The sequence below is a fragment of the Dactylosporangium sp. NPDC048998 genome, assembly GCF_043197855.1.
GTDB lineage: Bacteria > Actinomycetota > Actinomycetes > Mycobacteriales > Micromonosporaceae > Dactylosporangium.
Genome location: NZ_JBICTV010000002.1, coordinates 20035 through 44219 on the forward strand (window position 1 = coordinate 20035; position 24185 = coordinate 44219).

General features: G+C 71.7%; 29 protein-coding genes and 1 pseudogene. 11 read left to right on the plus strand and 19 right to left on the minus strand.

The features are described from left to right. Positions 1-65 precede the first annotated feature (65 nt). Positions 66-380: a S24/S26 family peptidase gene (locus ACGFI8_RS04060; RefSeq protein ID WP_392801146.1), complete on the minus strand. Its 315-nt coding sequence runs from the start codon at positions 378-380 to the stop codon at positions 66-68. A 69-nt stretch (positions 381-449) separates the two neighbouring features. On the opposite strand from ACGFI8_RS04060, the gene sodN reads away from it, so the two are divergent. The 3 genes from sodN to ACGFI8_RS04075 all read left to right on the plus strand — a co-directional run bounded on the left by sodN (position 450) and on the right by ACGFI8_RS04075 (position 1868). Beyond that, entirely contained in the window at positions 450-854 is a 405-nt protein-coding gene (sodN, locus tag ACGFI8_RS04065) for a superoxide dismutase, Ni (protein WP_392799729.1), read from the plus strand. A gap of 118 nt (positions 855-972) precedes the next feature. Next, complete coding sequence (locus tag ACGFI8_RS04070) at positions 973-1413, plus strand: GNAT family N-acetyltransferase (protein ID WP_392801149.1); 441 nt, start codon at positions 973-975, stop codon at positions 1411-1413. Between the two features lie 26 nt (positions 1414-1439). After that, on the plus strand, positions 1440-1868 hold the full coding sequence (locus ACGFI8_RS04075; protein ID WP_392799731.1) for an ATP-binding protein: 429 nt from the start codon (positions 1440-1442) through the stop codon (positions 1866-1868). 28 nt (positions 1869-1896) lie between these two features. Here ACGFI8_RS04075 and ACGFI8_RS04080 read toward each other — a convergent pair whose 3' ends face one another. Next, complete coding sequence (locus ACGFI8_RS04080) at positions 1897-2592, minus strand: FadR/GntR family transcriptional regulator (RefSeq protein ID WP_392799733.1); 696 nt, start codon at positions 2590-2592, stop codon at positions 1897-1899. A gap of 51 nt (positions 2593-2643) precedes the next feature. Then, on the minus strand, positions 2644-3051 hold the full coding sequence (locus ACGFI8_RS04085) for a hypothetical protein (RefSeq protein ID WP_392799735.1): 408 nt from the start codon (positions 3049-3051) through the stop codon (positions 2644-2646). Positions 3052-3137: 86 nt separating this feature from the next. Here ACGFI8_RS04085 and ACGFI8_RS04090 point away from each other — a divergent pair, with 86 nt between their 5' ends. Continuing rightward, positions 3138-4076, plus strand: coding sequence for a diacylglycerol/lipid kinase family protein (locus ACGFI8_RS04090; RefSeq protein ID WP_392799737.1), 939 nt, complete (start codon positions 3138-3140; stop codon positions 4074-4076). Positions 4077-4455: 379 nt separating this feature from the next. Then, positions 4456-4713, plus strand: a complete 258-nt coding sequence (locus ACGFI8_RS04095; RefSeq protein WP_190257048.1) for a WhiB family transcriptional regulator — start codon at positions 4456-4458, stop codon at positions 4711-4713. Positions 4714-4816: 103 nt separating this feature from the next. On the opposite strand, the gene ACGFI8_RS04100 is transcribed toward ACGFI8_RS04095, so the two are convergent. From ACGFI8_RS04100 to ACGFI8_RS04125, 6 genes are all read right to left on the minus strand, one after another. After that, a complete protein-coding gene (locus ACGFI8_RS04100) occupies positions 4817-5116 on the minus strand; it encodes a zf-TFIIB domain-containing protein (protein WP_392801152.1) in 300 nt (99 codons plus the stop codon). Positions 5117-5189: 73 nt separating this feature from the next. Further along, a complete protein-coding gene (locus tag ACGFI8_RS04105; protein WP_392799739.1) occupies positions 5190-5933 on the minus strand; it encodes a sirohydrochlorin chelatase in 744 nt (247 codons plus the stop codon). Next, on the minus strand, positions 5909-6634 hold the full coding sequence (locus tag ACGFI8_RS04110; protein ID WP_392799741.1) for a phosphoadenylyl-sulfate reductase: 726 nt from the start codon (positions 6632-6634) through the stop codon (positions 5909-5911). Before ACGFI8_RS04110 ends, ACGFI8_RS04105 begins: the two co-directional genes overlap by 25 nt. After that, positions 6631-6792: a hypothetical protein gene (locus tag ACGFI8_RS04115; RefSeq protein WP_366227286.1), complete on the minus strand. Its 162-nt coding sequence runs from the start codon at positions 6790-6792 to the stop codon at positions 6631-6633. Before ACGFI8_RS04115 ends, ACGFI8_RS04110 begins: the two co-directional genes overlap by 4 nt. A gap of 76 nt (positions 6793-6868) precedes the next feature. Further along, the gene (locus ACGFI8_RS04120) at positions 6869-8557 is read right to left on the minus strand and encodes a nitrite/sulfite reductase (RefSeq protein WP_392799744.1); all 1689 of its coding nucleotides are present in this window, start codon (positions 8555-8557) and stop codon (positions 6869-6871) included. A 393-nt stretch (positions 8558-8950) separates the two neighbouring features. Continuing rightward, entirely contained in the window at positions 8951-10447 is a 1497-nt protein-coding gene (locus ACGFI8_RS04125) for a sensor histidine kinase (RefSeq protein ID WP_392799746.1), read from the minus strand. A gap of 23 nt (positions 10448-10470) precedes the next feature. Here ACGFI8_RS04125 and ACGFI8_RS04130 point away from each other — a divergent pair, with 23 nt between their 5' ends. Next, entirely contained in the window at positions 10471-10920 is a 450-nt protein-coding gene (locus ACGFI8_RS04130) for a hypothetical protein (RefSeq protein ID WP_392799749.1), read from the plus strand. Here the strand turns inward: ACGFI8_RS04130 and ACGFI8_RS04135 are convergent. Both ACGFI8_RS04135 and ACGFI8_RS04140 read right to left on the minus strand, forming a co-directional pair. Continuing rightward, positions 10895-11923 carry an SIS domain-containing protein gene (locus ACGFI8_RS04135; RefSeq protein ID WP_392801154.1) on the minus strand — a complete coding sequence of 343 codons (1029 nt, stop codon included), beginning with the start codon at positions 11921-11923 and terminating at the stop codon, positions 10895-10897. The two genes, ACGFI8_RS04130 and ACGFI8_RS04135, sit on opposite strands and share 26 nt — an antisense overlap. A 142-nt stretch (positions 11924-12065) precedes the next feature. After that, positions 12066-13637, minus strand: coding sequence for an MDR family MFS transporter (locus ACGFI8_RS04140; RefSeq protein ID WP_392799751.1), 1572 nt, complete (start codon positions 13635-13637; stop codon positions 12066-12068). A gap of 99 nt (positions 13638-13736) precedes the next feature. Between ACGFI8_RS04140 and ACGFI8_RS04145 the strand changes: the two genes are divergently transcribed. Next, entirely contained in the window at positions 13737-14630 is an 894-nt protein-coding gene (locus ACGFI8_RS04145) for a TetR/AcrR family transcriptional regulator (protein WP_392799754.1), read from the plus strand. On the opposite strand, the gene ACGFI8_RS04150 is transcribed toward ACGFI8_RS04145, so the two are convergent. The 7 genes and pseudogenes from ACGFI8_RS04150 to ACGFI8_RS04180 all read right to left on the minus strand — a co-directional run bounded on the left by ACGFI8_RS04150 (position 14568) and on the right by ACGFI8_RS04180 (position 19228). Further along, positions 14568-15080 (minus strand): GNAT family N-acetyltransferase, encoded by a 513-nt coding sequence (locus ACGFI8_RS04150; protein ID WP_392799757.1) that lies wholly within the window; start codon positions 15078-15080, stop codon positions 14568-14570. The two genes, ACGFI8_RS04145 and ACGFI8_RS04150, sit on opposite strands and share 63 nt — an antisense overlap. Next, positions 15077-15292: a biotin/lipoyl-binding carrier protein gene (locus tag ACGFI8_RS04155; RefSeq protein WP_392799760.1), complete on the minus strand. Its 216-nt coding sequence runs from the start codon at positions 15290-15292 to the stop codon at positions 15077-15079. The genes ACGFI8_RS04150 and ACGFI8_RS04155 overlap by 4 nt, the downstream gene beginning before the upstream one ends. Positions 15293-15398: 106 nt before the next feature. Further along, a complete protein-coding gene (rsrA, locus tag ACGFI8_RS04160; RefSeq protein ID WP_392799763.1) occupies positions 15399-15683 on the minus strand; it encodes a mycothiol system anti-sigma-R factor in 285 nt (94 codons plus the stop codon). Between the two features lie 6 nt (positions 15684-15689). Next, positions 15690-16490, minus strand: a complete 801-nt coding sequence (locus ACGFI8_RS04165) for a sigma-70 family RNA polymerase sigma factor (RefSeq protein ID WP_392799766.1) — start codon at positions 16488-16490, stop codon at positions 15690-15692. A gap of 242 nt (positions 16491-16732) precedes the next feature. Beyond that, a complete protein-coding gene (locus tag ACGFI8_RS04170) occupies positions 16733-17335 on the minus strand; it encodes an alpha/beta family hydrolase (RefSeq protein WP_392799768.1) in 603 nt (200 codons plus the stop codon). A 667-nt stretch (positions 17336-18002) separates the two neighbouring features. Continuing rightward, positions 18003-18312, minus strand: a pseudogene (locus ACGFI8_RS04175) (WhiB family transcriptional regulator); the annotation flags it as partial. A 169-nt stretch (positions 18313-18481) separates the two neighbouring features. Continuing rightward, positions 18482-19228 (minus strand): SOS response-associated peptidase, encoded by a 747-nt coding sequence (locus ACGFI8_RS04180; protein WP_392799770.1) that lies wholly within the window; start codon positions 19226-19228, stop codon positions 18482-18484. An 89-nt stretch (positions 19229-19317) separates the two neighbouring features. Here ACGFI8_RS04180 and aroA point away from each other — a divergent pair, with 89 nt between their 5' ends. Both aroA and rsgA read left to right on the plus strand, forming a co-directional pair. Further along, the gene (gene aroA / locus ACGFI8_RS04185) at positions 19318-20634 is read left to right on the plus strand and encodes a 3-phosphoshikimate 1-carboxyvinyltransferase (RefSeq protein WP_392799772.1); all 1317 of its coding nucleotides are present in this window, start codon (positions 19318-19320) and stop codon (positions 20632-20634) included. Positions 20635-20641: 7 nt separating this feature from the next. Then, the gene (rsgA, locus tag ACGFI8_RS04190; RefSeq protein ID WP_392801157.1) at positions 20642-21643 is read left to right on the plus strand and encodes a ribosome small subunit-dependent GTPase A; all 1002 of its coding nucleotides are present in this window, start codon (positions 20642-20644) and stop codon (positions 21641-21643) included. Here rsgA and ACGFI8_RS04195 read toward each other — a convergent pair. After that, positions 21620-22156: a DUF2087 domain-containing protein gene (locus ACGFI8_RS04195; protein ID WP_392799775.1), complete on the minus strand. Its 537-nt coding sequence runs from the start codon at positions 22154-22156 to the stop codon at positions 21620-21622. The genes rsgA and ACGFI8_RS04195 overlap by 24 nt on opposite strands. A 52-nt stretch (positions 22157-22208) precedes the next feature. On the opposite strand from ACGFI8_RS04195, the gene hisN reads away from it, so the two are divergent. Beyond that, positions 22209-23027 (plus strand): histidinol-phosphatase, encoded by an 819-nt coding sequence (gene hisN, locus ACGFI8_RS04200; protein ID WP_392799778.1) that lies wholly within the window; start codon positions 22209-22211, stop codon positions 23025-23027. A gap of 82 nt (positions 23028-23109) precedes the next feature. After that, entirely contained in the window at positions 23110-23991 is an 882-nt protein-coding gene (locus ACGFI8_RS04205) for a hypothetical protein (protein WP_392801160.1), read from the plus strand. The last annotated feature ends 194 nt before the right edge of the window (positions 23992-24185 follow it).

Consider the following 24185-nt stretch of genomic DNA (forward strand, 5'->3'; position numbering starts at 1 on the left):
CGGCGCGGGGTGAAAGCGCGAGAGAATCTGCGAATGCGGCGGGGGTCTCCCGTATCCGCAACACCTTAGCCTGGCACCCGCCGGAAGCGCACCGGTTGTGGCCACCATCGAAATGTCACACGGCCGACGACGTCCGCCGGACCATACCGCGCAGAATCATCACTGCCGAAGGGGTTGTCCCCCACGACCCACCACCCGTCGCCGTCCACCCGTTCCACCCGCTTGACCACGAGCAGATCGGGCCGGCTGCGGAAGACCGCCACCACGAGGTCACCCACACGGGCGGTTCGGGTGCGCCGCACCAGAATCCGGTCCCCCGCGCGCAGCGTCGGCACCATGGAAGGGCCCGACACGAGTGCCGTAAACCACGGCAGGCGCATGAAATCCCCGAACGTGGATAGGAGTAGGGTCAGCACTGAGGATCATCGCAAATCACCCTGGAGGGTTCGATGCGACTGTCGCGGCTTTTCACCCCGCGCACCGTGGTGAGCGCCCACTGCGACCTGCCGTGTGGTGTCTACGACCCGGCGCAGGCCCGAATCGAGGCCGAGTCCGTCAAGGCAATCTGTGAGAAGTACCAGGCGAACGACAACGCGGAGTTCCGCACCCGCGCCCTGATTATCAAGGAGCAGCGCGCCGAGCTGGTCAAGCACCACCTGTGGGTGCTGTGGACCGACTACTTCAAGCCCGCGCACTTCGAAAAGTACCCGCAACTGCACGGCTTGTTCAACGAGGCCACCAAGCTCGCCGGCGCCTCCGGCGCGAAGGGCTCGGCCGACCCGGGCGTCGCCGAGCAGCTCCTGGCGAAGATCGACGAGATCGCGAAGGTCTTCTGGGAGACCAAGCAGGCCTGAGCCTGGTTCGCCCGTCTCGCCCCCATCCCGCACCGCGGGGTGGGGGTCACGCTTTCTCCGGGAGAGTTCCTTGACCATCCGCCCCGCCCGCCTCTCCGACGTGCCCCACCTCGTCGACATGGTGTACGAGCTCGCCGAGTTCGAGCGCGCCCGCGACGAGTGCCACCTCACGCCCGAACGGCTGACCGCCGCGCTGTTCGGCCCGTCGCCGGCGGTGTTCTGCCACGTCGCCGAGGACGCCGGGGCGCCGGTGGGCATGGCGCTGTGGTTCCTGACGTACTCCACCTGGGAGGGCGTGCACGGCATCTACCTCGAGGACCTCTACGTGCGCCCGTCCGCCCGCGGCACCGGCACCGGCAAGGCGCTGATGGCCGCGCTGGCCACGGTCTGCGTCGAGCGAGGCTTCCGGCGGCTCGAGTGGGCGGTGCTGGACTGGAACCCGGCCCGGCAGTTCTACGAGGCCCTGGGCGCCGCGCCGAATGCCGGGTGGGTGCCGTACCGCCTCTCCGGAGCGCCCCTGGCCGAACTCGCCGCGTCATCGGATGCGCTGACGTCGTAGAGTCGCCTGCGAGGGGGTTCAGTCGCGTGACTCAGGTCGTATCGAAGAGGTCCGGCGCCGACGGCGACGACGTGGTGCTGCTCGCGGTGCCGGCGTCGCCCGCGTACCTGGGCGTGCTGCGCACGGCCACGGCCGGCCTGGCCGCGCGCCTGCAGTTCACGCTGGACGAGATCGAAGACCTGCGGATCGCGGTCGACGAGGCGTGCGCGATGCTGCTGGCGATCGCCGCGGACACGCCCCAACTGGGCGACACGGTCGAGCTCTCGTGCCGCTTCACCGTCACGAACGACGCGCTGACCGTCTACACGACGGTGCCGCTGGCCTCTCCGGACGAGCGCCTGCCGGCCGGCGAGTCCTTCGCGTGGCAGGTGCTGAGCGCGCTGGCCGACGAGGTCTCGGCGACGGTCGACGGGCATCAGGCCGGCATCCGCCTGACGAAGCGCCGCCCCTCTTGACGCTCGCCCTCGCCTCGCCGCGGAGGTGTCACAGCGGGACCGTGACGCGTTCCGCCGGGCGTGCGTTGTCGATGTGCGAGCGGGCCAGCTCCATCGCCCGTGCCACGTCGCCTTCGCGGATCGCGGCCAGCAGGGCCCGGTGGTCGCGGTCCACCGCCCACCAGAACGGGGGCGGCGCCGACGCCTCCACCGCACGCCGGCCCGCCATGTTGTAGAGCGGGCGCACCACCAGGCTCAGCAGCGGGTTGCCCGTCGCCGCGGCGATCGCGAGGTGGAACGCCGAGTGCGCCTCGATGCGGCGCTCGAGGTCGTCGAGGTCGGGGTCGAACATCGCGCGCTCGAGGTCGGCCAGGTGGTGCGACTTGCGCCTGGACGCGGCGAGGCCGGCCGCCGGCACCTCAAGCATCCGGCGTATCTCCAGGAAATGGTCGCTGGTCACCGCGCCGCTGGCGAGCAGCAGGCCGACGCCGCCGGAGAGGGTCTCGCCGAGCGCGCGGGCGTCGGGCTCGGCGACGAAACTGCCGCCGTTGACGCCGCGCATGGTGACGATCAGGTGCTGGCTGCTGAGCAGGCGCAGCGCCTCGCGGACCGTCGAGCGGCTCAGGCCCGACTGCTCGCACAGCTGCGGCTCGGTCGGCAGGCGCTCGCCGGGGCGCAGTTGGCCGGAGATGATGTCGTCGCGGATGCGCTCGGCGAGGACCTGGTAGGCGGGAGCGACCGTCACGGTACCTGAGCGTAGAGCAACGAGAGCGGTCTGTGACCGGGCAACGCGGGGTCAGCGCACTCCGAGTGCGATGCGGGTCGACGGTGCGAAGAGGAGCACCGCGCCGGTCAGGCCGAGCACGAAGAGCGGGGCGCCGATCCACGGCTGGCCCTGGCTCAGCATGGTCCAGCCGATCGGCATCTGCAGCATCTGCGTGACGATCCCCGGGCCGCGGGCCCAGCGCTGGCGGCGGTGCAGGGCGACGCCGATGCCGATGAACAGCACGGCCATCAGCCCCAGGTAGACCGTCGAGGACACCGCGCCGCCGGCGGAGGTCCACTTCGACGTCAGGTCGAGATACACGAACAGGAGCGTCAGCGCGGCGAGGCCGGCCCCCTCCAGCAGTAGCAGCCGGACCGCCCAGCGCAGGGTCGCCGGGGTCCGCTCGGGCGCTGCGTCGGCCGCCGCCGTCCCGCTCACCTGCACGTCCTTCCTGGTCGAGGTACATCTCACGGGGTTTCGCGGCTACAACCTTATCGCGCTGGGAAGCGGGTACAGTGCCGCCCATGCGAGCGCTCTTGGTGGTCAACCCCAACGCCACGACCACCACCGAACGCGGCCGGGACATCCTGGTGCGGGCCCTGCGCAGCCAGGTCGACCTGGACGTCGCCTACACGCAGCGCCGGGGCCACGCCGCCGACCTCGCCCGGGAGGCCGCCCGGGAGGGCCTGGACCTCGTGGTCACCCTGGGCGGCGACGGCACCGTGAACGAGGCCGTCAACGGCCTGATGACGTTCGACTCCGGGCCGGCCGCGGACCGCGCCCAGGACCGGCCCGCCCTGGCCGTCGTGCCCGGCGGCTCCACCAACGTCTTCGCCCGGGCGCTGGGGCTGCCGAGCGACTGGGCCGAGGGCACCGGCGCGATCCTCGAGGCGCTGCGGGACCGGCGCGAACGGTTCATCGGGCTCGGCCGGGCCGACGACCGGTACTTCACGTTCTGCGCGGGCCTCGGCATCGACGCCGAGATCGTGCGCCGCGTCGACCAGGCGCGGCACAAGGGCTCGACCTCCACGCCGTGGCTGTACTTCCGCGCCATGGTGGGGCAGTTCGTCGCGACGAATCGGCGCGTGCCGCTGCTCACGCTCGAGTTGCCGGGCGAATCGGTCCAGTCCGGGCTAACGTGGATGTTGGTCCAGAACACGGCGCCGTGGACCTACATCGGCGAACGGCCCGTGAATCCGAGTCCCCGCGCCTCGTTCGACACGGGTCTAGACGTGCTCGGCCTCCAGGTGCTGCAGGTCGCCGGCACGACGCGGACCGTCGCGCAGATCCTGTCGAACCGCCACGAGCCGAAGGGGAAACAGGTCGTGCGGCTGCACGATCTGCCAGGGTTCACTCTGACCGCTGCCAAACCGATCGCTTTCCAGGTCGATGGGGAGTACCTCGGGGAGGTCGACAAGTTGGATTTCGCGTCCGTACCGGGGGCGTTGCGCGTAGTGTGTTGAGTCACCCCCGGCGATCAGCCACCGAAGGGGGAGAAAGTTGCAGAGAGTCGCGACAGGGACACCGCGGCCGCATCCCCGAAAGCCCCTCGGTCGTTGACCAAAACGTACTACATTCGTCACTGACTGTTGCGATCCAGGGTTACGAATCACCACAAAACCGGACAAAAGGCGCGTGAGCTTGCTCACCGATTTGGATTTTTTTGGTTTGGACCCCTTGACATCGCGGTAGTTCGTGAAAGCATTCACAAGCGAAACGACCACTGAGCGTTGCCCGCACACATGTTACGGATCTTCAGGCTCCGCCTAGCCGAACCGTGCATGAGATGCATATAGGGAATCACCAACAACGATCCGCGAAAAAACAAGGAGTGTTGCCGCCATGTCGGACTGGCGCCACCATGCCCTCTGCCGCGACGAGGACCCGGAGCTGTTCTTCCCCATTGGGACCTCCGGACCGGCGTTGCTGCAGGTTGAGCAGGCGAAGGCAGTCTGCCAGCGCTGCTCCGTGACCAGCGAGTGCCTGCAGTGGGCGCTCGACTCCGGTCAGGACGCAGGCGTCTGGGGCGGGATGAGCGAAGACGAGCGTCGCCTGATGAAGCGGCGCGGCGGCCTCCGGGTCCGCGCTCACTCCGCCTGAGCCGAAAAGCCTTCCCGAACAAAGACGACGAACGCCCCGGCCGAACCGGCCGGGGCGTCGCTGCGTCTACGGCCCGGCAAAGAGCGGGCCGACCAAGAATGCATCAGTCGAACAGCTCGCCGAAGAAGCTCTCCCGGTGGTGCCGCCGGTGCTTCTTGTGGTGGCCGTAGTGCCCGTAGCCACCGTGCGCGGCGGGGTACGGTTGCTGGTAGGGCTGTTGCGGATAGCCGTGTGACGGCTGCTGGTGCTGCTGGCGACTGCCGTGCCAGGCCTGCTCGGCGTCGACGAGGCGCTCCAGTTCGCCTCGGTCGAGGAAGATGCCGCGGCACTCCAGGCACTGATCGACGGTGACGCCGCTGCGCTCGTACTGGCGCATCTCGCCGCGGCATTTCGGGCATGTCATCATCCGTCAACGGTAACCGTAACGTGCCACGTGATGGTTGCCCCGGCGCGGCGGAACAGGCCCGGAAACGCCCTCAGGCGGCTCGTACGAGCCCGAACGAGTCGATCCGGGACATCACCAGGCGGGCAAGGTCCAGGTTGCCGCCCAGCGGCGGAGCGACCGGCGACAGCGCGCCGGCCGCCAGCGCCGAGTCCACGACGGTGTCGTGCAGCCGGCCGGGGGCGAGGAAGTACGACGAGATCACGATCCGCGAGCACCCGCGGGCCCGCAGCGCCTCCACGGCGACCGCGCCGGTCACGGGGGACCCCGAGGCATAGGCCGCGTGGCACGCAACGCCCAGCGACGCCCCTAGGGCCCCCGCCGCCACGTCCACGGAGTGGCGGGCCAGGTCGTCGCGGGTGCCGGCGGCGGCGAGCACGACCCCGTCGTACGCGATCGGGGGCAGCAGGCGGCGCAGCGCGGCCAGCAGCAGCGGCGGCGTGCCGTCGCCGAGCACGGCGGTGGTCGTCACGCTCATGCGCAGGCCGTCGGCGCGGGCGCGGTCGAGCACGGCCGGCAGGTCGACGCGGCCGTGGTAGGCGGAGGTCAGCAGCAGCGGCACGACGACGGCCCGGGCATGGCCGAGCGCCGAGAAGGCGAAGAGCTGCTCGCCGGGGCGCGGGCCGGCGTGGTCCAGAAACGCGCAGCGCACGTCCAGGCCGGGCCGCTGGGCCGCGACCGCCCGCGTCAGGGCGCGGGTGGCCGCGGCCGCCCTGGGGTCCGAGGAACCGTGGGCAACGAGGAGTACCGCGGTCATCCGGAGGTGTGCAGGCCGCACTCGGTCTTGTCGAACATCGGCCAGCGGCCGCCGCGCGGGTCGCTGCCCGGTGGCGTGCGCCGGGTGCACGGCCAGCAGCCGACCGAGGCGTACCCCTGGCGCATGAGCGCGTTCACCGGCACGTTGTGACGCGAGATGTACGCGTCGACGTCGGCCTGCGTCCACTGCACCAGCGGGGAGACCTTGAACTTGCCGCGGGCCTGCTCGAAGCTCACGATCGGCGTGTTCGCGCGGCTCGGCGACTCGTCGCGGCGCAGGCCCGCGGCCCACGCGTCGTAGTCCTCCAGCGCCCGCTCCAGCGGCTCGATCTTGCGCATGAAGCAGCACTCGTCGGGGTCCCGGGCGTACAGCCGCGGGCCGTGCTCGGCGTCCTGCTCGGCGACCGTCTGGCGGGGACGGATCGAGCGGACCGTCACAGGCAGCGTGCGCTGGACGATCTCGCGCACCCGCAGCGTCTCGGCGAAGTGCAGGCCGGTGTCGAGGAAGATGACCGGCACGCCGGGCACGACCCGCGACACCACGTGCGCGAGCACCGCGTCGGCGAACGAGCTCGTCACGCAGAACCGGTCGCCGAACTGCGCGGCGGCCCACTCGACGATCTTCTCGGCCGGCTGGTTCTCCAGGCGGGCCGAGGCGGCCTTCGCCAGTTCGATGGACTCTTGCGTACTTCGGGCAGCACTTCCGACCGTGGCTGTGCTCATCGCTTGGCCTCCAACGCCTTCGCCGCCAGTCCCAGGAATTTCAGTGAGAAGACCCGCGCGCAGCCGCGGCACTCCCATGCGCCGTGCGAGTCCTCGTGTGGTCTGAGGTCCTCCTCGCCGCAGTACGGGCAGTACAGCGGCGCCATCCGTTCGCTCATGCCGCCGACTCGCTTCGCTCCCCGGCGGCACGAGGCTCCAAGTCGCGCTGAGTCATGATTCGCTCACTCCGTTCGCTCATCGCAGCTCCTCCTCGGGAGCGCGCATGACCCAGCGGGCGAAGGACTCGCCGGACTCGCGCCCGGCCAGGTAGTGGTTCGCGACCCGCTCGACGTAGGCGGGCAGGTCGGCGGCGGTGGTCTTGAGGCCGCGCAGCTTCCGGCCGAAGCCGGCGGTCTGCCCCTCGGCCATACCCAGGCCGCCGCCCAGGTGGATCTGGAAGCCCTCGACCATCTCGCCGGTGTCGTCGCGCACCAGCATGCCCTTGAGGCCGATGTCGGCGACCTGCGTGCGGGCGCAGGCGTTGGGGCAGCCGTTGAGGTGGATCGAGATGTCGGCGTCGAGCTCGGCGACCTTCTTCTCGAGGTGCTCGACGAGCTCGGCGGCGCGCGCCTTGGTCTCCACGATCGCGAGCTTGCAGAACTCGATGCCGGTGCAGGCCATCGTGCTGCGCCGCCAGGTCGAGGGGCGCGGCTCGAGGCCGATCTCCTGCAGGCTGCGCACGAGCGACTCGGTGCGCGACTCGTCGATGTCGAGGATCAGGATCTTCTGGTACGGCGTGAGCCGCACCCGGTCCGACCCGTGCTGTTCGGCCAGGTCCGCGACCTTCGCCAGCTGCGTGCCCGAGCTGCGCCCGGCGATCGGGGCGGCCCCGACGAAGTACTTGCCGTCCCACTGCTTGTGCACGCCGATGTGGTCGACCGGCTTCTCCGGCAGCTCCGGCGCCGGGCCGTCGATGAGGCGGCGGCCGAGGTACTCGTTCTCCAGGATCTGCCGGAACTGCCCCACGCCCCAGTCGGCGACCAGGAACTTCAGCCGCGCGCGGCTGCGCAGCCGGCGGTAGCCGTAGTCGCGGAAGACCTTCGCGACGCCCTGCCAGACGTCCGCCACCTCGTGCAGCGGCACCCAGGCGCCGAGCCGCTGGGCGAGCATCGGGTTGGTGGACAGGCCGCCGCCGACCCACACGTCGAAGCCCGGGCCGTGCTCCGGGTGGATGACGCCGACGAACGAGATGTCGTTCGCCTCGTACGGCGTGTCGGCGAGCCACGAGATCGACGACTTGAACTTGCGCGGCAGGTTCGACAGCTCCGGATCGCCGACGAAGCGCCGGTTGATCTCGGTGATCGCCTCGGTCGGGTCGAGCACCTCGCTCTCCGCGACGCCGGCGATCGGGCTGCCGAGGATCACGCGCAGGGTGTCGCCGCAGGCCTCGGTGGTGGACAGGCCGACCGCCTCGAGCTCCGACCAGATGGTCGGCACGTTCTCGATCTCGATCCAGTGCAGCTGGATGTTCTGCCGGTCGGTGACGTCGGCGGTGTCGCGGCCGAAGCGCTGCGAGATCGAGGCGATCGTGCGCAGCTGGGCCAGCGAGAGCTGCCCGCCGTCGCTGCGGATGCGCAGCATGAAGTAGCGGTCGTCGAGCTCCTCCGGCTCGAGCACGGCGGTCCGCCCGCCGTCGATGCCGGGGCGGCGCTGCGTGTACAGCCCGTACCAGCGGAACCGCCCGCGCAGGTCGGCGGGGTCGATGGAGTCGAAGCCCCGGTGCGCATAGATGTTCTCGATGCGGGCCCGCACGTTGAGCGGGTTGTCGTCCTTTTTGCTGCGCTCGTTCGGGTTGAGCGGCTCGCGGTGGCCGAGGGCCCACTGCCCTTCACCACGAGGGCGCCCACCGGCCGCACCACGTCCGCGGGCGGTGTTCACCGACATGTCGGCGTCCTCTCAGGATCGAGAGCACGCGACCAAGCGCCGGCCGTCGTCGGAGCTACCGATAACGGATGACGTCGATGTCATAAAAAGATCCGGCGCGAAGTCGCGCACCCGGGAAAAAATTCGGCGGGCGGCGTTCAGCAAGCCGGACAGATGGCGCTGCGCACGCGACCGTAGTCGACGTGTCGGCGGCTGACGAGCCGCAGAGAAGCAGCGTGCATGGTGTGCAGTCTTCCACGGAGAGCGGTCCTTACGCCACGCCCGCGTGAGGGTTGTCTCAACGCGATTTCACAAGGCGGTAACGGAAATAAGACTCAGCCGATAGGGATTGGAGGCCAGGATTGCGCGGACCGGCAGGCGCGTTTGCGCCGCCGTCCCACACTCCGGTTGGTTTCATCGCTTCGCCAGCGGTACCACCATGACCGCCTCGGTGCCGCCGCCCGCCCGCGCCAGGAGCTCGATCGTGCCGCGCAGCTCCCCCGTCGCCAGCGTGCGCACGATCTGCAGGCCCAGTCGCTCGCTCGCGTCCAGGTCGAAGCCCTCGGGCAGCCCGCGGCCGTTGTCGGCGACGGTCACGTGCAGCTGCTTGCGGAACCGGTGCACGGACACGACGACCTCGGGCGACTCCGGCGCGGATGCCTCGAACGCGTGTTCGACCGCGTTCTGCAGCAGCTCGTTGAGCACCATGACCAGCGGCGTGGCGATCTCGGCCGGCAGCACCCCGAAGTCGCCCTCGCGGCGCACCGCGACGTGGAACCCGGTCGCGCCGACCTCGACGGCCGCCGCGGCGACGCGGTCGACGATGCCGTCGAACTCCACGGCCTCGTCGGAGGACTCCGACGACATGGACAGCGTCTCGTGCACGAGGGCGATGGACGCCACGCGGCGTACCGACTCCTCCAGGGCGTGGCGCGCGGCCGGCACCCCGACCCGGCGGGCCTGCAGCCGCAGCAGCGCGGCGACCGTCTGCAGGTTGTTCTTGACCCGGTGGTGGATCTCGCGGATCGTCGCGTCCTTGGTCATCAGCTGCCGGTCCCGCCGGCGTACCTCGGTGATGTCCCGCACCAGCACGAGCGCGCCGATCGGCACGCCGGCCGGCATCAGCGGCAGGGCGCGCATGAGCACGGTGGCGCCGCGGGCCTCCAGCTCCTTGCGGGCCGGCGCCTCGCCGTGCAGGGCGGACTGGATCCGCTCCGTCGCGTCGGCGCCCTCGAGCGGGTCGTCGACGAGCCGGCCGGTGATCTCCGCCAGGCTCTCGCCCACGAGGTGGGCGGCGAGTCCCAGCCTGCGGTACGCCGACTGCGCGTTCGGGCTGGCGTAGGTGACCTTGCCCGTGGCGTCCAGGCGCACCAGCCCGTCGCCGATGCGCGGGGCGCTGGTGGTCTCGCCCGGGTGGCGCGGCGGCGGCCAGCTGCCGTCGGCGATCATCTGGGCCAGGTCGTCGGCCGTGGTCAGGTAGTTGAGCTCCAGCTGCGCCGGGGTGCGGGCGGTGCTCAGGTTGGTGTCGCGGCCGAGCACGGCGATGACCTTGGCGTGCCCCCGCCGGCGCACCGGGATCGCCTCGTGGCGGGCGGGCATGTCGCCGTACCAGACGGGGTCTCCCTCCCGCCAGATCCGGCCCTGCTGGCGCACGATCGCCAGGTGCGCGACCTCGGGACCGCCGGCGATTCGCCCGACCTGGTCGTCCTGGTAGGCCGTCGGCGCGGTGGTCGGGCGCACCTGGGCGACGCACACCCACTCGCCGCGCGCCTCGACGGGGACCCACATCAGCAGGTCGGCGAAGCTGAGGTCCGACACGATCTGCCAGTCGCCGGCCAGTCGGTGCAGGTGTTCGATGTCGTCGGGCTCGAGGCTGGTGTGCTCCTCGACGAGGTCTCGCAGGGTCGACACGCTGACAAGACTAAGGTTGCCGGGTGCGGCGATCTGTACTTCCCCTGCTGTTGGTGCTCTCGCTCGGCGGTTGCGGCTGGGTGGGCCGCCACGACGAGACGAGCAAGCCCGACGGGTTCCTGCTGCACGGCTACGTCAGCGTGTCCGGCGCCGCCGCGGGCGTGGCCGGCACCCCTTGCGAGGCGCCGGCCTCGGTCCCGGACATCGTGCAGGGCGGCACGGTCCGCGTCGCGGACACCGACGGCCACCTGATCGCCGCCACCACGCTGGCCGGCGGCGTGCTGGCGCAGCAGGCGGACGCGTACCGGTGCAACTTCGCCTTCGAGCTGCGCAACCTCTCCGGCGGCCGGGCGGCCTACGTGATCATGGTCGGCGACCGCCCGGCCGCGTCGTTTCAGACCAAGGCGCTGCGCGAGGGCAGTCCGGCGGTGATCCCGGTGTCGCCGGTCACAGCGTCGTCGTCACCTTCTTGAGCCCGCGCGGCGCGTCGGGGTCCTCACCGCGCAGCAGGGCCAGCGACAGCGCCAGGCGCTGCAGCGGCAGGATGTCCAGCAGCGGGGCGTAGCGCTCGTCGACATCGGGAGTACGAACCCAGCCCTTGGCACCTTCGACCGCGCTCGGGCCGAACACGACCGTGTCGGCACGGCGCTCGCCGAGGCGGGCCACCACGTCGCGCATCGACGCTCCGGCCGGGCCGTTGCCGACCACGGCGAGCACCGGCACGTCGGGGTCGGCCATCGCGAGCGGGCCGTGCAGCAGGTCGGCGCCGGAGAACGCGAGGCCGGCGAGGTAGCACGTCTCCATGAGCTTGAGCGCGGTCTCGCGGGCGGTCGGGTAGGCGTAGCCGCGGCCGGTGGTGACCAGGCGGGCGGCGAAGCGGTACCGCGCGGCGAGGTCCACCACGGCGTCGTCGGCCAGCAGCTGCTGCGCGTGCCCGGGCAGCTTGCGCAGCTCGGCGAGCTCCTCCGCGGGCAGGGCTCCCCCGCCGCGCACGCTCTCCACGAGCATGAGCAGGGCGAGCAGCTCGGCGGTGTACGTCTTCGTCGCGGCGACCGCCACCTCGTGCCCGGCGACGACGTCGACGTGCAGCTCGGCCACCTGGGCCAGGGGCGATTCGGGGTTGTTCGTGACGGCCAGGGTGTGCGCGCCCTGCTCGCGCGCGACCCTCAGCACCTCGTGCAGGTCGGGCGAGCCGCCGCTCTGGCTGACCCCCACGACGAGCGTGTCGCGCAGGTCGGGGCGGGCGCCGTACACCGTCATCGCCGACGGGCTGGCCAGGCCGGCGGGGATGCCGAGCCGGATCTCGGTGAGATAGGCGGCATAGAGCGCCGCGTGGTCGGAGGTGCCGCGCGCGGTGAAGACGACGCTGCGCGGGCGCCACTGCGCGATCTTCGCCGCGACCTCGGCGATCTGGCCGGCGCGCTCGTCGAGCAGGCGAGCGAACACCTCCGGCTGTTCGGCGATGTCGGCCTTCATCCCGGCGCCGGGCTGCTCGGTCACTGGATACCCCTCAGTTCATGCGAAACCGTCGTTCGGTGCGCGATCCTGCTCATAGTTTGGCAGTTTCGCGCACCGAACGCCAGATTCGGGGGCAACTTCGCGCAGGGGCTGCGCGAAACTAGCCCTCCTGCGCAACCAGTGTGCGCTCGGGCTGCTCGGCCGGCCCGCCGCGCAGTGCGACCTCGCGGATGAACAACGCCAGCACCGGGATGAGCGCGGCGGCCACCGTGGACCACAGGAACACGCTCGACGTGGCGCCGGCGATCGCGTCGACGACCGCCGTGCGCACCGGGGCGGGCAGCTGCGACATCGACGCGGGATCGATCCGGGCGCCCCCGCCGCCGCTGGCCATGCGGTCCGCGGCCGCGGTGCCGAGCCGTTCGCCGAGCAGCGCGTGCAGCCGGTTGTTGAAGATCGCGCCGAACGCGGAGACGCCGAACGCGCCGCCGATCGAGCGGGCGAACGTGGCGGTGCTGCTGGCCACGCCCAGGTCCTTGATCTCGACGCTGTTCTGCGCGATCAGCATCGTCGTCTGCATCAGAAAGCCCAGGCCCAGGCCGAGCACGGCCATGAACGCGCCGGACTCGAGCTTCGAGCTGTGCGCGTCGAGCTGCGCCAGCAGGAGCATCGCGCCGACCAGCACCACGCCGCCGATGATCGGGAACATGCGGTACCGCCCGGTCTGGGTGATGATCCGCCCGACCGCCAGCGACGTCACCAGCATGCCGCCCATCATCGGCAGCAGGAGCAGCCCGGAGTTGGTCGCCGAGGCGCCCTGGACGATCTGCTGGTACAGCGGCAGGAAGGTGATCGCGCCGAAGAGCGCGAAGCCGACCAGGAAGCCGACGAGCGCCACCAGCGTGAAGTTGCGGTTGGCGAAGATGCCCAGCGGCACGATCGGCTCCGGGTGCCGGCGCTCGACCAGCACGAACGAGACCAGCGCGAGCACCGCCAGCACGGCGAGGCCGCGGATCTGCGCCGAGCCCCAGGCGTACTGGTTGCCGCCCCAGGTCGTGATGAGCACCAACGCCGTCACGCCGATGGACAGCAGCGACGCGCCCAGCCAGTCGATGCGGTGCTCGGTGCGCCGCTTCGGCAGGCGCAGCCGCAGCGCGAGCAGGATCAGCGCCGCGCCGCCCAGGGGCACGTTGACGAAGAACGCCCAGCGCCAGTTCGCGTGGTCGGTGATGAAGCCGCCGACGAGCGGGCCGCCGACCATCGCGACCGCCATCACGGCGGCGAACTGGCCCTGGTACTTCCCGCGGTCGCGCGGCGGGACCAGGTCGCCGATGACCGACATCGCGCCGACGATGAGCCCACCGGCGCCGAGGCCCTGGAACGCGCGGAAGCCGATGAGCTCGGGCATGCTCTGGGCGACGCCGCACAGCATCGAGCCGATCAGGAACAGCGCGATCGAGGTGATGAAGACCGTCTTGCGGCCGTAAAGGTCGCCGAGCTTGCCCCACAGCGGGGTCGAGACGGTCGTGCCGAGCACGTACGCGGTGACCACCCAGGACAGGTGGTCGACGCCGCCGAGGTCGCCAACGATGCGCGGCATCGCGGTGCCGACGATGACGTTGTCGAGCATCGCCAGCAGCATGGCCATGAGCAGGCCCGGTAGGACGGCCTTGACTGTGGCCCGCGCCGCCGCATCGGGGCTTTGCGCTGCCGTTTCGGATGTTTCGGACATTTCTCCCCTGCCCCCGAACTTACCTGTCGACCGGCTAGTTAACTTACTAGCCGCACGGTAAGCTGATTACTAGCCGAGCGTCAAGTAGGATGAAGAGCGATGGAACAGATCGATCAGACCGCCGCCCGGATCGTCCGCGGCCGCAACCGCATCCGCACGGGCGAGTCCGATGGCGAGGACGTGCGCGCGCACATCCAGCGGGTGGCGCTCGACCTGTTCATCGAGGAGGGGTACGACAAGACGTCGCTGCGCGAGATCGCCGAGAAGCTGGGCGTGACGAAGGCGGCGCTGTATTACCACTTCCCCACCAAGGACGACATCGTCGCCAGCCTCATCGAGCAGCGCATCGCCGCCGTCGACGGGCTGCTGGAGTGGGCGGCCGCGCGGCCGCGCGACTCGCGCACGCGGCTGGAGTTCATCCGGCGCTACGCGACCCTGCACGACCAGTTCGTGCATGAGAAGGTGATCCGGTTCTTCGAGCGCAACCAGACGCTGATCAACACGCTCCCGGCGGGCCAGCGGCTGCGCGAGCAGATGACGCGGGTGTTCGAGCTGCTCACCGACCCGGACGAGTCGCTGGGCCAGCAGCTGCGGCGGGCGATGGCGCTGTTCTCCATCCACGCGAGCTGGTTCCTGCTGCGGGAGCGGCCGGGCACGCCGGAGCAGCGACGCGAGGCGGCGCTGGAGGTGGCGACCGAGCTGATGGGCTCCGCGGACCGGATCGGTTCCCCGCCGGCCTCCGCACCGACGGCTTCGTCACCGACGGCTTCGGCGGCCGCGGCGGACGACCGCGGCGCGACCAGCGGCGAAGACGCGGCCGGCGGCCGCGACGCGACACACGGCAAGGACGCGACGGACGGCGGGGCCGAGGGCGGGGCCGGCCTCGCCGGCGGTCTCGAGGACGCCCTGGTCGACGAGCTGAGCGAGGCGCTACTTGGCGAGGACGGGAAGCGGCAGGCGCAGGCCGAGGAGCTCGACGCCCGGCACCGGTGACCAGTCGAGGGCCGGGTCGCGCTCGAAGCCGAACCCGCCGTAGAGCCCGAGCGCGGCGTCGTTGCCCTGGCGCACGCAGATCACGACGGCGTGGCACCCGAGCGCGGCCGCCCGGTCGATGCACGCCTGCACCAGCGCCCGGGCCACGCCGCGGCGCTGGGCGGCCGGGTCGACCGCCAGTGTGCGGAACTCGGCCTCGCCGGGCCGGGAGATCTCCGCATACGCCCCGCCGGGCAGGGCGAACGTGACCGCGCCGAGCACGGCCCCGCCGTCGGTGGCCACCAGTACTTCGGCTGCCGCCGCCCGGCCGGCCACGTCGGCGAGGACGGTGGCGTATTCGGGGGCCGCCTCGAGCTGGCCGTCGGCGCGGTAGGCGTCGACGGACAGCCGCGAGACGTCGTCATGGTCGCCCGGCTCGATCGGCCGGACGACGATTGCCGGTGCCGTCACCCGATCACGGCGATGAGGTCGCCCTCCTGCACCACGTCGCCCTCGTTGACGGCGATCTGGCTGACCGTGCCGTCGGACTCAGCCACGACCGGGATCTCCATCTTCATCGATTCGAGGATCATGAGGGTGTCGCCCTCGGTGACCTCGGCGCCGACCTCGGTGGTGATCTTCCATACGTTCGCCACCATCTCGGCGCGGATCTCGTCGGCCATCCCGGTCTCCTTCGCGGCTCCTGCTTGCGCTCGCAGCATATCGGTGCGAGCCGCGTTCGCGCGGGAGCGACCGGGGTCTCCGTCCGGACCCGGTGCCGGCGACGGTCTAATCGGGGCGCAATTCTCGCGAGTCGGCGTTGACGACGAGCTCGGACAGCTTCGCGCGGAGGCGGGCCTTGAGCTCGACCGGGGCCAGCTCGGAGCCGCAGCAGCGGGCCACGAGGGCCTTGACCTCCTGCTCGATGCCGAACTCCCGCAGGCACGGCGAGCACTCGTCGAGGTGCTCCCGGATCAGCGAGCGCCGGTCGTCGGCGCACTCCAGGTCGAGGTAGAGATAGACCTCGGCAAGGACGTCACTGCAGTCGGTTTCGTGCGGGTCTCCACAGCTCATCGGTTTTCAGACCTCGCTCGGCTCAGCGGACGGGGTGCGGGTGAACCCTCGGTCGGCAGCATAAGCCTCGAGCTGCCGGCGCAGGTTGCGCCGTCCGCGGTGCAGGCGTGACATCACGGTGCCGATCGGCGTGTTCATGATGTCGGCGATCTCCTTGTACGAGAAGCCCTCGACGTCGGCCAGGTAAACGGCGAGGCGGAACTCCTCGGGAAGCGACTGCAGCGCCTCCTTGACGTCGGAGTCGGGGAGCCGGTCCAGGGCCTCGGTCTCGGCCGAACGCAGGCCGCTGGAGGTGTGCGACTCCGCCTCGGCGAGCTGCCAGTCGGTGATCTCCTCCGTCGGCGCCTGGACGGGCTGGCGCTGCCGGCGCCGGTAGGAGTTGATGTAGGTGTTGGTCAGAATGCGGTACAGCCAGGCCTTGAGGTTGGTGCCCGTCTCGAACTGGTGGAACGCGGCGAACGCCTTCAGGAACGTCTCCTGCACCAGGTCTTCGGCGTCCGAGGGGTTGCGCGTCATCCGCAGGGCGGCCGCATACAACTGATCGATGAAGGGCAGCGCATCATGCTCGAACCGGATGCGCTGCTGCTCCGCGCTCTCGCTGCTGACCACTCGTGCGACCCCCACCCTCGACCGTCCCGCCGAGGATACGCCGAGTTGCTGTGCGAGTTCTGAGTTTGTGGCGCCGGTCAAGCGCTCCCGGGCGATCGGCTGCCAGGACGGATCGGGCTCCGCGTCGGTCGTCACCGGCCAGGCCGGGCTGAACAGCAGCTCGCGGATCCGCAGATCGTCACGCTCAAGTGTGGCCACGCTGGGTTTCCCTCCGCAGACGGCGCCGTCGGCAGCGCCGCACCCCCCGTGTAACAACGGACCGCGCGCGCCCATTCCGCGTGACGGGGATTACGCCCCGCCCCCAAGATCGTCCGGGAAACCACCCGGCCTGCCCCGGCGACCGGCCACACTTGGGACCGGACCGGCCGCCGGGAACAGGATGGGCCTGGGAGGTTGTGGAGTGTGTCCGATTTGCACCGGTCACACCAGCCCCAACGAGCTTACGCCACCCCGGTGACGCCCTCAGCCCCCACGACGAAGTCCACCGCCGCCGCGGCCAGCGCCGCCGTGTTCTTCGACAGGGCGTGCGTCTCGCCCGGGAGCACGTGGACGCGGACGTGCGGCCGCTCCCCCGGCACGCCGAACGCGTCGCGGTCGCCGTTGAGGACCAGGGTCGGCACGCCCGTCTCCAGCTCCTCCGCGCGCGACTTCTCCGGCTTCCCCGGCGGGTGGAGCGGGAACGCCAGCGCCAGAATGCGGGCGGCGCCCGCCTCCTGGGCCGTGCGGCAGGCGACCCGGGCGCCGCTGGAGCGCCCGCCCACGACGAGGGTGGTGAAGTCCAGGGCGCCGCGGAGCTCGACGATGACGGCGAGCCAGGCCGCGTCCAGCTGCGTGGCCGGCGCGGGCGCGCGGCGGCCCGCCACCCGGTACGGCTGCGTCACCAGCGCCACGGCCACGCCCCGCGCCAGGGCCGCGTCGTGCACGGCGACCAGGTCGGGCGCGTCGACGTCACCCCCGGCGCCGTGACCGAGGACGAGCAGCGTGCCACCGTGATCGGCGGGAACGTCGAGCCGGTACCGCACGACACCGTGCGGCGTCGCCACCTCCCGCCCGGCGTCATCGGCCTTTGCCGGCGCGATCTTCCTCGCAGCAGCTTTCCCCGCCGCGACTTTCGCGGCCCCGGCAGCCTTTGCAGGCGCGACCTTCCCGGCCTTCGCCTTCGCGGCGGCTTTCGTCGCCGCGGCCTTCCCGGACCGGGCAGCCTTCGCGGGCGCAGCCCTCCCCGCAGCGGCTTTCCCCGCAGCGACCTTCGCGGCCCCGGCAGCCTTCGCAGGCGCGACCTTCCCCGCGGCAGCTTTTGCCGGCGCAGTCTTCCCGGCCGCAGCCTTGCCCTGGGCAGCCTTCGCCGACGCGGCCGTCGCCTTTCCCGGCGCGGCCTTCTCGCCGGCAGCGTTGGCCGGTGCAGCCTCCGCCGACGCCGCCATTGCCGCTCCCGCCGCAGCCTTCGCCGACCGGCCCGACGACGCCGCCGACCGGCCCGCGGCGGGTTGGCCCGCCGCGGGCGGTGTCTGCAGTCCTCTTGCCGGCCTCGGCGCCGGCCGAGGTGCCGGCTCCGGTGTTATGTCGCGCCCGCGCCCACCGGGTCCGGACTCTCCTGGCGGTCCTGAGCGCGCCCCACCCGCTGCAACGGCAGGGTCGGCAGGCACGTCACGGGGCCCAGCCTCGGTTCGGTCGCGCCGGGCGTGGTAGGCATCACCTGGCCCGGCACCTCGCTGCGCCATGCAACGAGCATCGCACGGCGCTCGCGTGGAGTGGTCGCTCCCCACACACCGTGGCAGTCGCCGACGTCCAGGGCCCACGCGAGGCAGGCGCCCTGGACGTCGCACGTGCGGCACAGCGCCACGGCGGCATCGGCCGGCTCGCTCGGAGCCGGGAAGAACGTCTCTGGGTCAACCGTCTGGCATGCGCCGCGGATGCGCCAGGCTCCGTCGCCTTGCTGCTCCTTGACGGCTCGCAACAGTCGCGGGTCTCGCCGCGCGGCTGCGACTTCGTGAGGGCGTGGCATCCTCGCCCGGGTCATTACACCCACCTCCCCCGTGGGTCAAACGAACGCAAGGCGGGTGAACGTCGGGATGCCCCCATCCGACATAGACCCACCGGCGCTGTGTTGTATCGCACAAACGACGGCAAATACAAGAGTTTTCAAGCCGATTCGCAAAATCGGCCGGATATTTATCTGGACTTACAGCCTAAAAAAGGGTCAGATCGATCGGCTCGACGTCACTCGATCGCAGCGGCGGAGCCGGAACTTTCGCGACCAGATCGGGGCCGTCGTTGTGGACATCGCCGACGCGAGGGCCTACGGGGCGTAGTTCCAGGCGTGCGACGTGCGACGACGGCGTCGGGGCGAGCAGGGCGGGATCCGGCTCGGCGGAGAGCCAGGCGTCCCACCGATCGACCGGCAATAGTAACGGCATGCGGTCGTGGATGAGCGCCAAGTCATCGACGGCCGGCGCGGTGATGATGCTGCAGGTAAGGAGCCGACCCTCGTCCTGACCCCACACCGTCCACAGCCCGGCGAATACGCACGGCTCGGCGTCGCCGAGCGTCATGAAGTACGGCTGCTTCATCGGTTTCGTCTTTTCCGTGCCCGGAGTCCTCTGAGTCCTCGGGACCCACTCGAACCACCCGTCCGCCGGAACCAGGCATCGGCGCTTGGCGAATGACTGGGCGAACGCATTGGAGGTCGTGACGGTCTCGACCCGCGCGTTGATCATGCGGGCGCCGGCCCTCGGGTCCTTCGCCCACGCCGGGACGAGGCCCCAGCGGGCGGTGGAGAGCACCCGGCCGCCCGCCGAGCGCGAGACGCGCACGATCGGCACCGGGTCGGTCGGTGCCACGTTGTAGTCGGGCTCGAGCCCGTCGCTCTCGTCCGCCGCCTCGAACAGGGCGCTCAGGTCGGCGTTGCTGCGCGAGGTCGCGTACCTGCCACACATGCCGCCCACCGTACCGACGGGGTATGACAAAAAACGCCGAGCAAGACCCGGCCGTCGCTACATATCGAGACTGACCGCACACTGAGCGCGTGGAGACGCACTTACCGTGGCCCGCGCCGACCGCCCCCGGCCCCCTCGACGCCTCGCTGCGGCTGCCCGGTTCGAAGTCCATGACGGCGCGGGCCCTCGTCCTCGCCGCCAACTCGCTGGGCTCCAGCACGCTGCGCGCGCCGCTGCGTGCCCGCGACACCGAGCTCATGGCCGCCGGGCTGCGCGCGATGGGCTGCCACGTGTCGACCGTCGATGACAACCTGTGGGTGCTGCGGTCCCGCCCGCTGCAGGGCCCGGCCCGGGTCGACGTCGGCCTGGCCGGCACCGTGCTGCGCTTCCTGCCCCCGGTGGCCGGCCTGGCGACCGGGGCGGTGTCGTTCGACGGCCACCCGCAGTCCCGGCGCCGCCCGATGGCGCCGCTGATCGGCGCGCTGCGCTCGCTCGGCGCGCGGATCGACACCGAGAACGGGCTCCCGTTCACCGTGCACGGCGCCGGGCGGATCACCGGTGGTGAGGTGACCATGGACGCCTCCGCGTCCAGCCAGCTCGTCACCGGGCTGCTGCTGTCCGCCTCCGGCTTCGACCGCGGGGTGGTGGTGCGGCACGTCGGCTCGCCCGTACCGCGGCCGCACCTGGACCTGACCGTGCACATGCTGCGCGCCGCGGGCGCCGGCGTGGACGACAGCCGCCCGGACGTGTGGTCGGTGGAGCCCGGCCGGCTCAAGGGACGCGCCTGGGACATCGAGCCCGACCTGTCCAGCGCGGCGCCCTTCCTCGCCGCGGCGCTGGTCACCGGCGGGACGGTGACCGTCCAGGGCTGGCCGCCGGCGACCAGCCAGCCCGCGCGCCGGCTGCTGCACCTGCTGGAGCGCATGGGCGGCCGGCCGGCGATGACCCCGCGGGGGCTCGTGATGCGCGGCACGGGCGCGGTGCACGGGCTGAGCGCCGACCTCGCCGGCATCCCGGAGTTCGCGGCGATCCTCGCGGCGCTGGCCACGGTGGCCGACTCGCCCTCGCACCTATTCGGGATGGGCGACCTGCGCGGCCACGAGGGCGCCGACGAGCTCGGCCGCCTCGCCGCGGCGCTGGCCGGCCTGGGCGCCGACGTCACCCTGGAGCCGGACGGCCTGCGCGTCCGGCCGCGCCCGCTGCGCGGCGGCACGCTGCGCACCCACGGCGACCGCCACCTCGCGCACGCCGGCGCCGTGCTCGGGCTGGCGGTCGAGGGTGTACGCCTGGACGACGTGGCATGCACCGCGAAGACGCTGCCCGACTTCCCCCGGCTATGGTCGACCATGGTGCACGGCTACGAAGGAGGGTCGGCTGAGGCGGAAGCGCGAGTACGACGAGGATGACGTGCGGGTGCGCCCGAGCCGGTCCTCGCGACCGCGCACGCGCCAGCGCCCGAAGCACAGCGACGCCGTCGAGGGCTTCGTGGTCGCCGTCGACCGCGGGCGGTACACGTGCCATGTCACCGTTCCCGGCCAGCGCGGCGGCGTCACGGTCACCGCGATGCGCGCCCGCGAGCTCGGCCGGCACGGCGTGGTGGTCGGCGACCACGTCCAGATCGTCGGCGACGTCAGCGGCCGCCCGGACACCCTGGCCCGGATCGTGCGCATCGACGAGCGTAACTCGGTCCTCATGCGCACCGCCGACGACGAGGAGGGCGGCACCGAGGGCCGCTTCGAGCGGGTCGTGGTGGCCAACGCCGAGCAACTGGTGATCGTCAACTCGCTGCAGGACCCGCCGCCGCGGACCGGGTTCATCGACCGGTGCCTGGTCGCGGCGTACGACGCCGAGATCGACCCGCTGCTGTGCCTGACCAAGGGCGACCTCGCCGCGCCGGACGCGGTCCTGGGCTACTACGCGGAGCTCGACCTGCCCTACGTGCTGTGCCGCCCGGACCGGCCGCTGGACGACCTCGTCGCGGAGCTGCGCGGCCGGGTTTCGGTCATGATCGGCCACTCCGGAGTGGGCAAGTCCACACTGGTCAACCGCCTGGTGCCGGGCACCGACCGGGCGGTGGGCTCGGTCAGCGCGGTTGGCAAGGGCCGGCACACGTCGACCAGCGCCCTGGCCCTGCAGCTACCCGGCGACGAGCCGGGCTGGATCATCGACACGCCCGGGATCCGCTCGTTCGGGCTGGCGCACGTGTCGGCCGACAGCGTGCTGCACGGCTTCCCCGACCTCGTGGAGGCCTCGACGCGCTGCCCGCCCAACTGCGACCACACGGGGGCGGGCGGCGACTGCGGGCTGGACAAGCTCGTCGCCGAGGGCGGCGCCGACCCGCGCCGGCTCGCGTCGTTCCGCCGGCTGCTGGCGTCGAAGGAGGGCACCGTCTCAGACGACGACGGGCCCGCCTGAGCGCCAGTAGACGTTCCGGTCCCGGGACAGCAGGCCGGCGTCCACCAGGTGCCGCCGAAGGGCCGCGTGGTCGTCGTGCCAGGCGCGCAGGATCGCGTCGACCTCGCGCTCGGGGTACCGGATGCCGGGCTCGAACGACGAGGCGATGTGCTCCAGCACGACGACGCGCTTGCCGCGGGCGGCCGGGATCTGCGTCAGCCGCCCGTCGGTGATGAACGTGCGCAGGACGAGGTCGCGCTGGCGGTCCTCGTCCAACTGCAGCGGCGGCGCGGCCGGCGTGGCGCTCGCGCGCACGGCGTCCTTGAACGCCTCCTGCGCGGCGACCAGGCCGCTGTCGGCGACGGCGAGCAGGCCGCCCTGCTGCAGCCGCCGGATGGCCGGCTCGACCAGCCGCGCGGGCAGGCCGGTGGCGGCCTCGACGGTGCTGGGAGTCCGCGCGCCGAGCACCACTGCGGCGAAAACGCGGAGACGATCGGACTCGGCGAGCAGGCCGCACAGGGCTGTGGGAGTCACAAACGGCGACAGTACTGCCAGAAGGTGGCGATCGTCGGCTAAGTTTCCGCGCATGGCGCGCTACGCGGACGACCTGGCCCTTGCTCATCTTCTCGCCGACACCGCGGACGCGATCGCCGTGCCGCGGTTCCGGGCGCAGGATCTCCACGTCACCGAGAAGCCCGACCTGACGCCGGTCACCGACGCCGACACCGCGGTGGAGAAGGCGCTGCGGGCCACGCTCGGGCGCGCGCGGCCGCGCGACGGCGTGCTGGGCGAGGAGTACGGCGCGACCGAGGCCGCCGCCGGGCCGGGCAGCCGGCAGTGGGTCATCGACCCGATCGACGGGACGAAGAACTTCGTGCGCGGGGTGCCGATCTGGGCCACGCTCATCGCCCTGATGGAGGGCAGCCAGCCGGTCGTGGGCCTGGTGTCGGCGCCCGCGCTCGGGCGCCGCTGGTGGGGGGCGCTCGGCCATGGGGCGTACGCCGGACGCCACACGGCCGCCGCGACCCCGATCCGCGTGTCGGGCGTGAACCGGCTCGCCGACGCGTCGTTCTGCTACTCGTCGCTGGGCGGCTGGGAGGAGGCCGGGCGGCTGGGCGCCATCCTGGACATCAGCCGCAGGACGTGGCGGCAGCGGGCGTACGGCGACTTCTATGGGTACATGCTGCTGGCCGAGGGCGCCGTGGACATCATGGTCGAGCCGGAGCTGTCGCTGTGGGACCTGGCGGCGCTGGTGCCGATCGTCACCGAGGCCGGCGGCACGTTCACCGACCTGCAGGGCCAGCCCGGCCCGGGCGGCGGCAGCGCCGTGGCCACGAACGGACACCTGCACGAGGACGTGCTCACCCGTTTGGGCAATACCCGACTGTCCGGATTGTCCGGGTAAAGCGAAAGGTCCTTATGCTCAGGGTGGCCACGGGGTCTATCCTGCCCGGGTGGCATCTTGGAGTTGGCTGTTCCTCGGCGCGATGATCGCCGCCTATGGCGTCGCCAACCTGCTGCAATCCATGGCCGCCGCACGCACCGACCTGCACCATGGCTTCCAGCCGATGCTGCTGCTGCGCCTGGGCCGCCACAAGTCCTACCTCGTGGGCGTGGCCTGCCAGTGTGCCGGGTTCACGCTCGCCTTCTTCGCCCGGCGCGACCTTCCGCTCTTCCTCGTGCAATCGGCCATGGCCGCCGGCCTCGGCGTGACGACGCTCCTGGGCGTGCTGATCCTCAAGTGGAAGCTGCCGCGCACCGAGATCGCGCTGCTGGTGGCCCTGACCGTGGGCATCGCCGCGCTCGTGCTCGCGGCCAAGCCGGCTCCGTCGCGCCAGCTCGGCATCGGCGGCGTCGTCGGCCTGATCTGCGTGCTCATCGCCCTGGCAGTGGTCGGCTTCTTCGCGAGCCGCCTGCACGGCGCGCCCGGCTCGGTCGTGCTCGGCGCGCTCTCCGGCATCGCGTTCGGCGCCGCCGCCGTGGCCTCGCGGCCGCTCGCCTCCGCGGACTCGTTCGGGCAGTTCCTCACGGATCCGCTGTCGTACCTCCTGATCGCCCACTCGCTCGTCGGCCAGCTCCTGCTGGGCCTGGCGATGCAGCGCGGCTCGACGACGGCCGCGGTGGCCGCCATGGACGCCGCCGGGGCCGTCCCGGCCGCGCTGGTGGGCCTGCTGTTCCTCGGCGACGGCGTGTGGCCGCACCGCGAGTGGCTGGTGGCGATCGGGTTCGTGGTCACCCTGGCCGGCGTGATCGGACTGAGCTTCTACGCTGAGCCACAGCACCATCACAAGATCGCGCCGGAGGCCGAGCGGCTGCCGCACGGCCTGGCGTTCAGCGGTCCCCCCACCACGCGGCGCGCCGGCCGCTAGGCCGCCCAACCGCCCAACCGCCAGGCCGCCCGCCGCCAGGCCGTCGGTCCCGCACGGTTCCTGCCCGATTTTTCGTGATATTTCATCATCTACTCGGGTCCGCGTCACAAGAAGACCGTTCTTCCCACGAGACACCGGTCGGCGCCGGGGCGCCTCCCTGCTAGATCCGCGGTGCCAAGGACAAAACCCGTCCG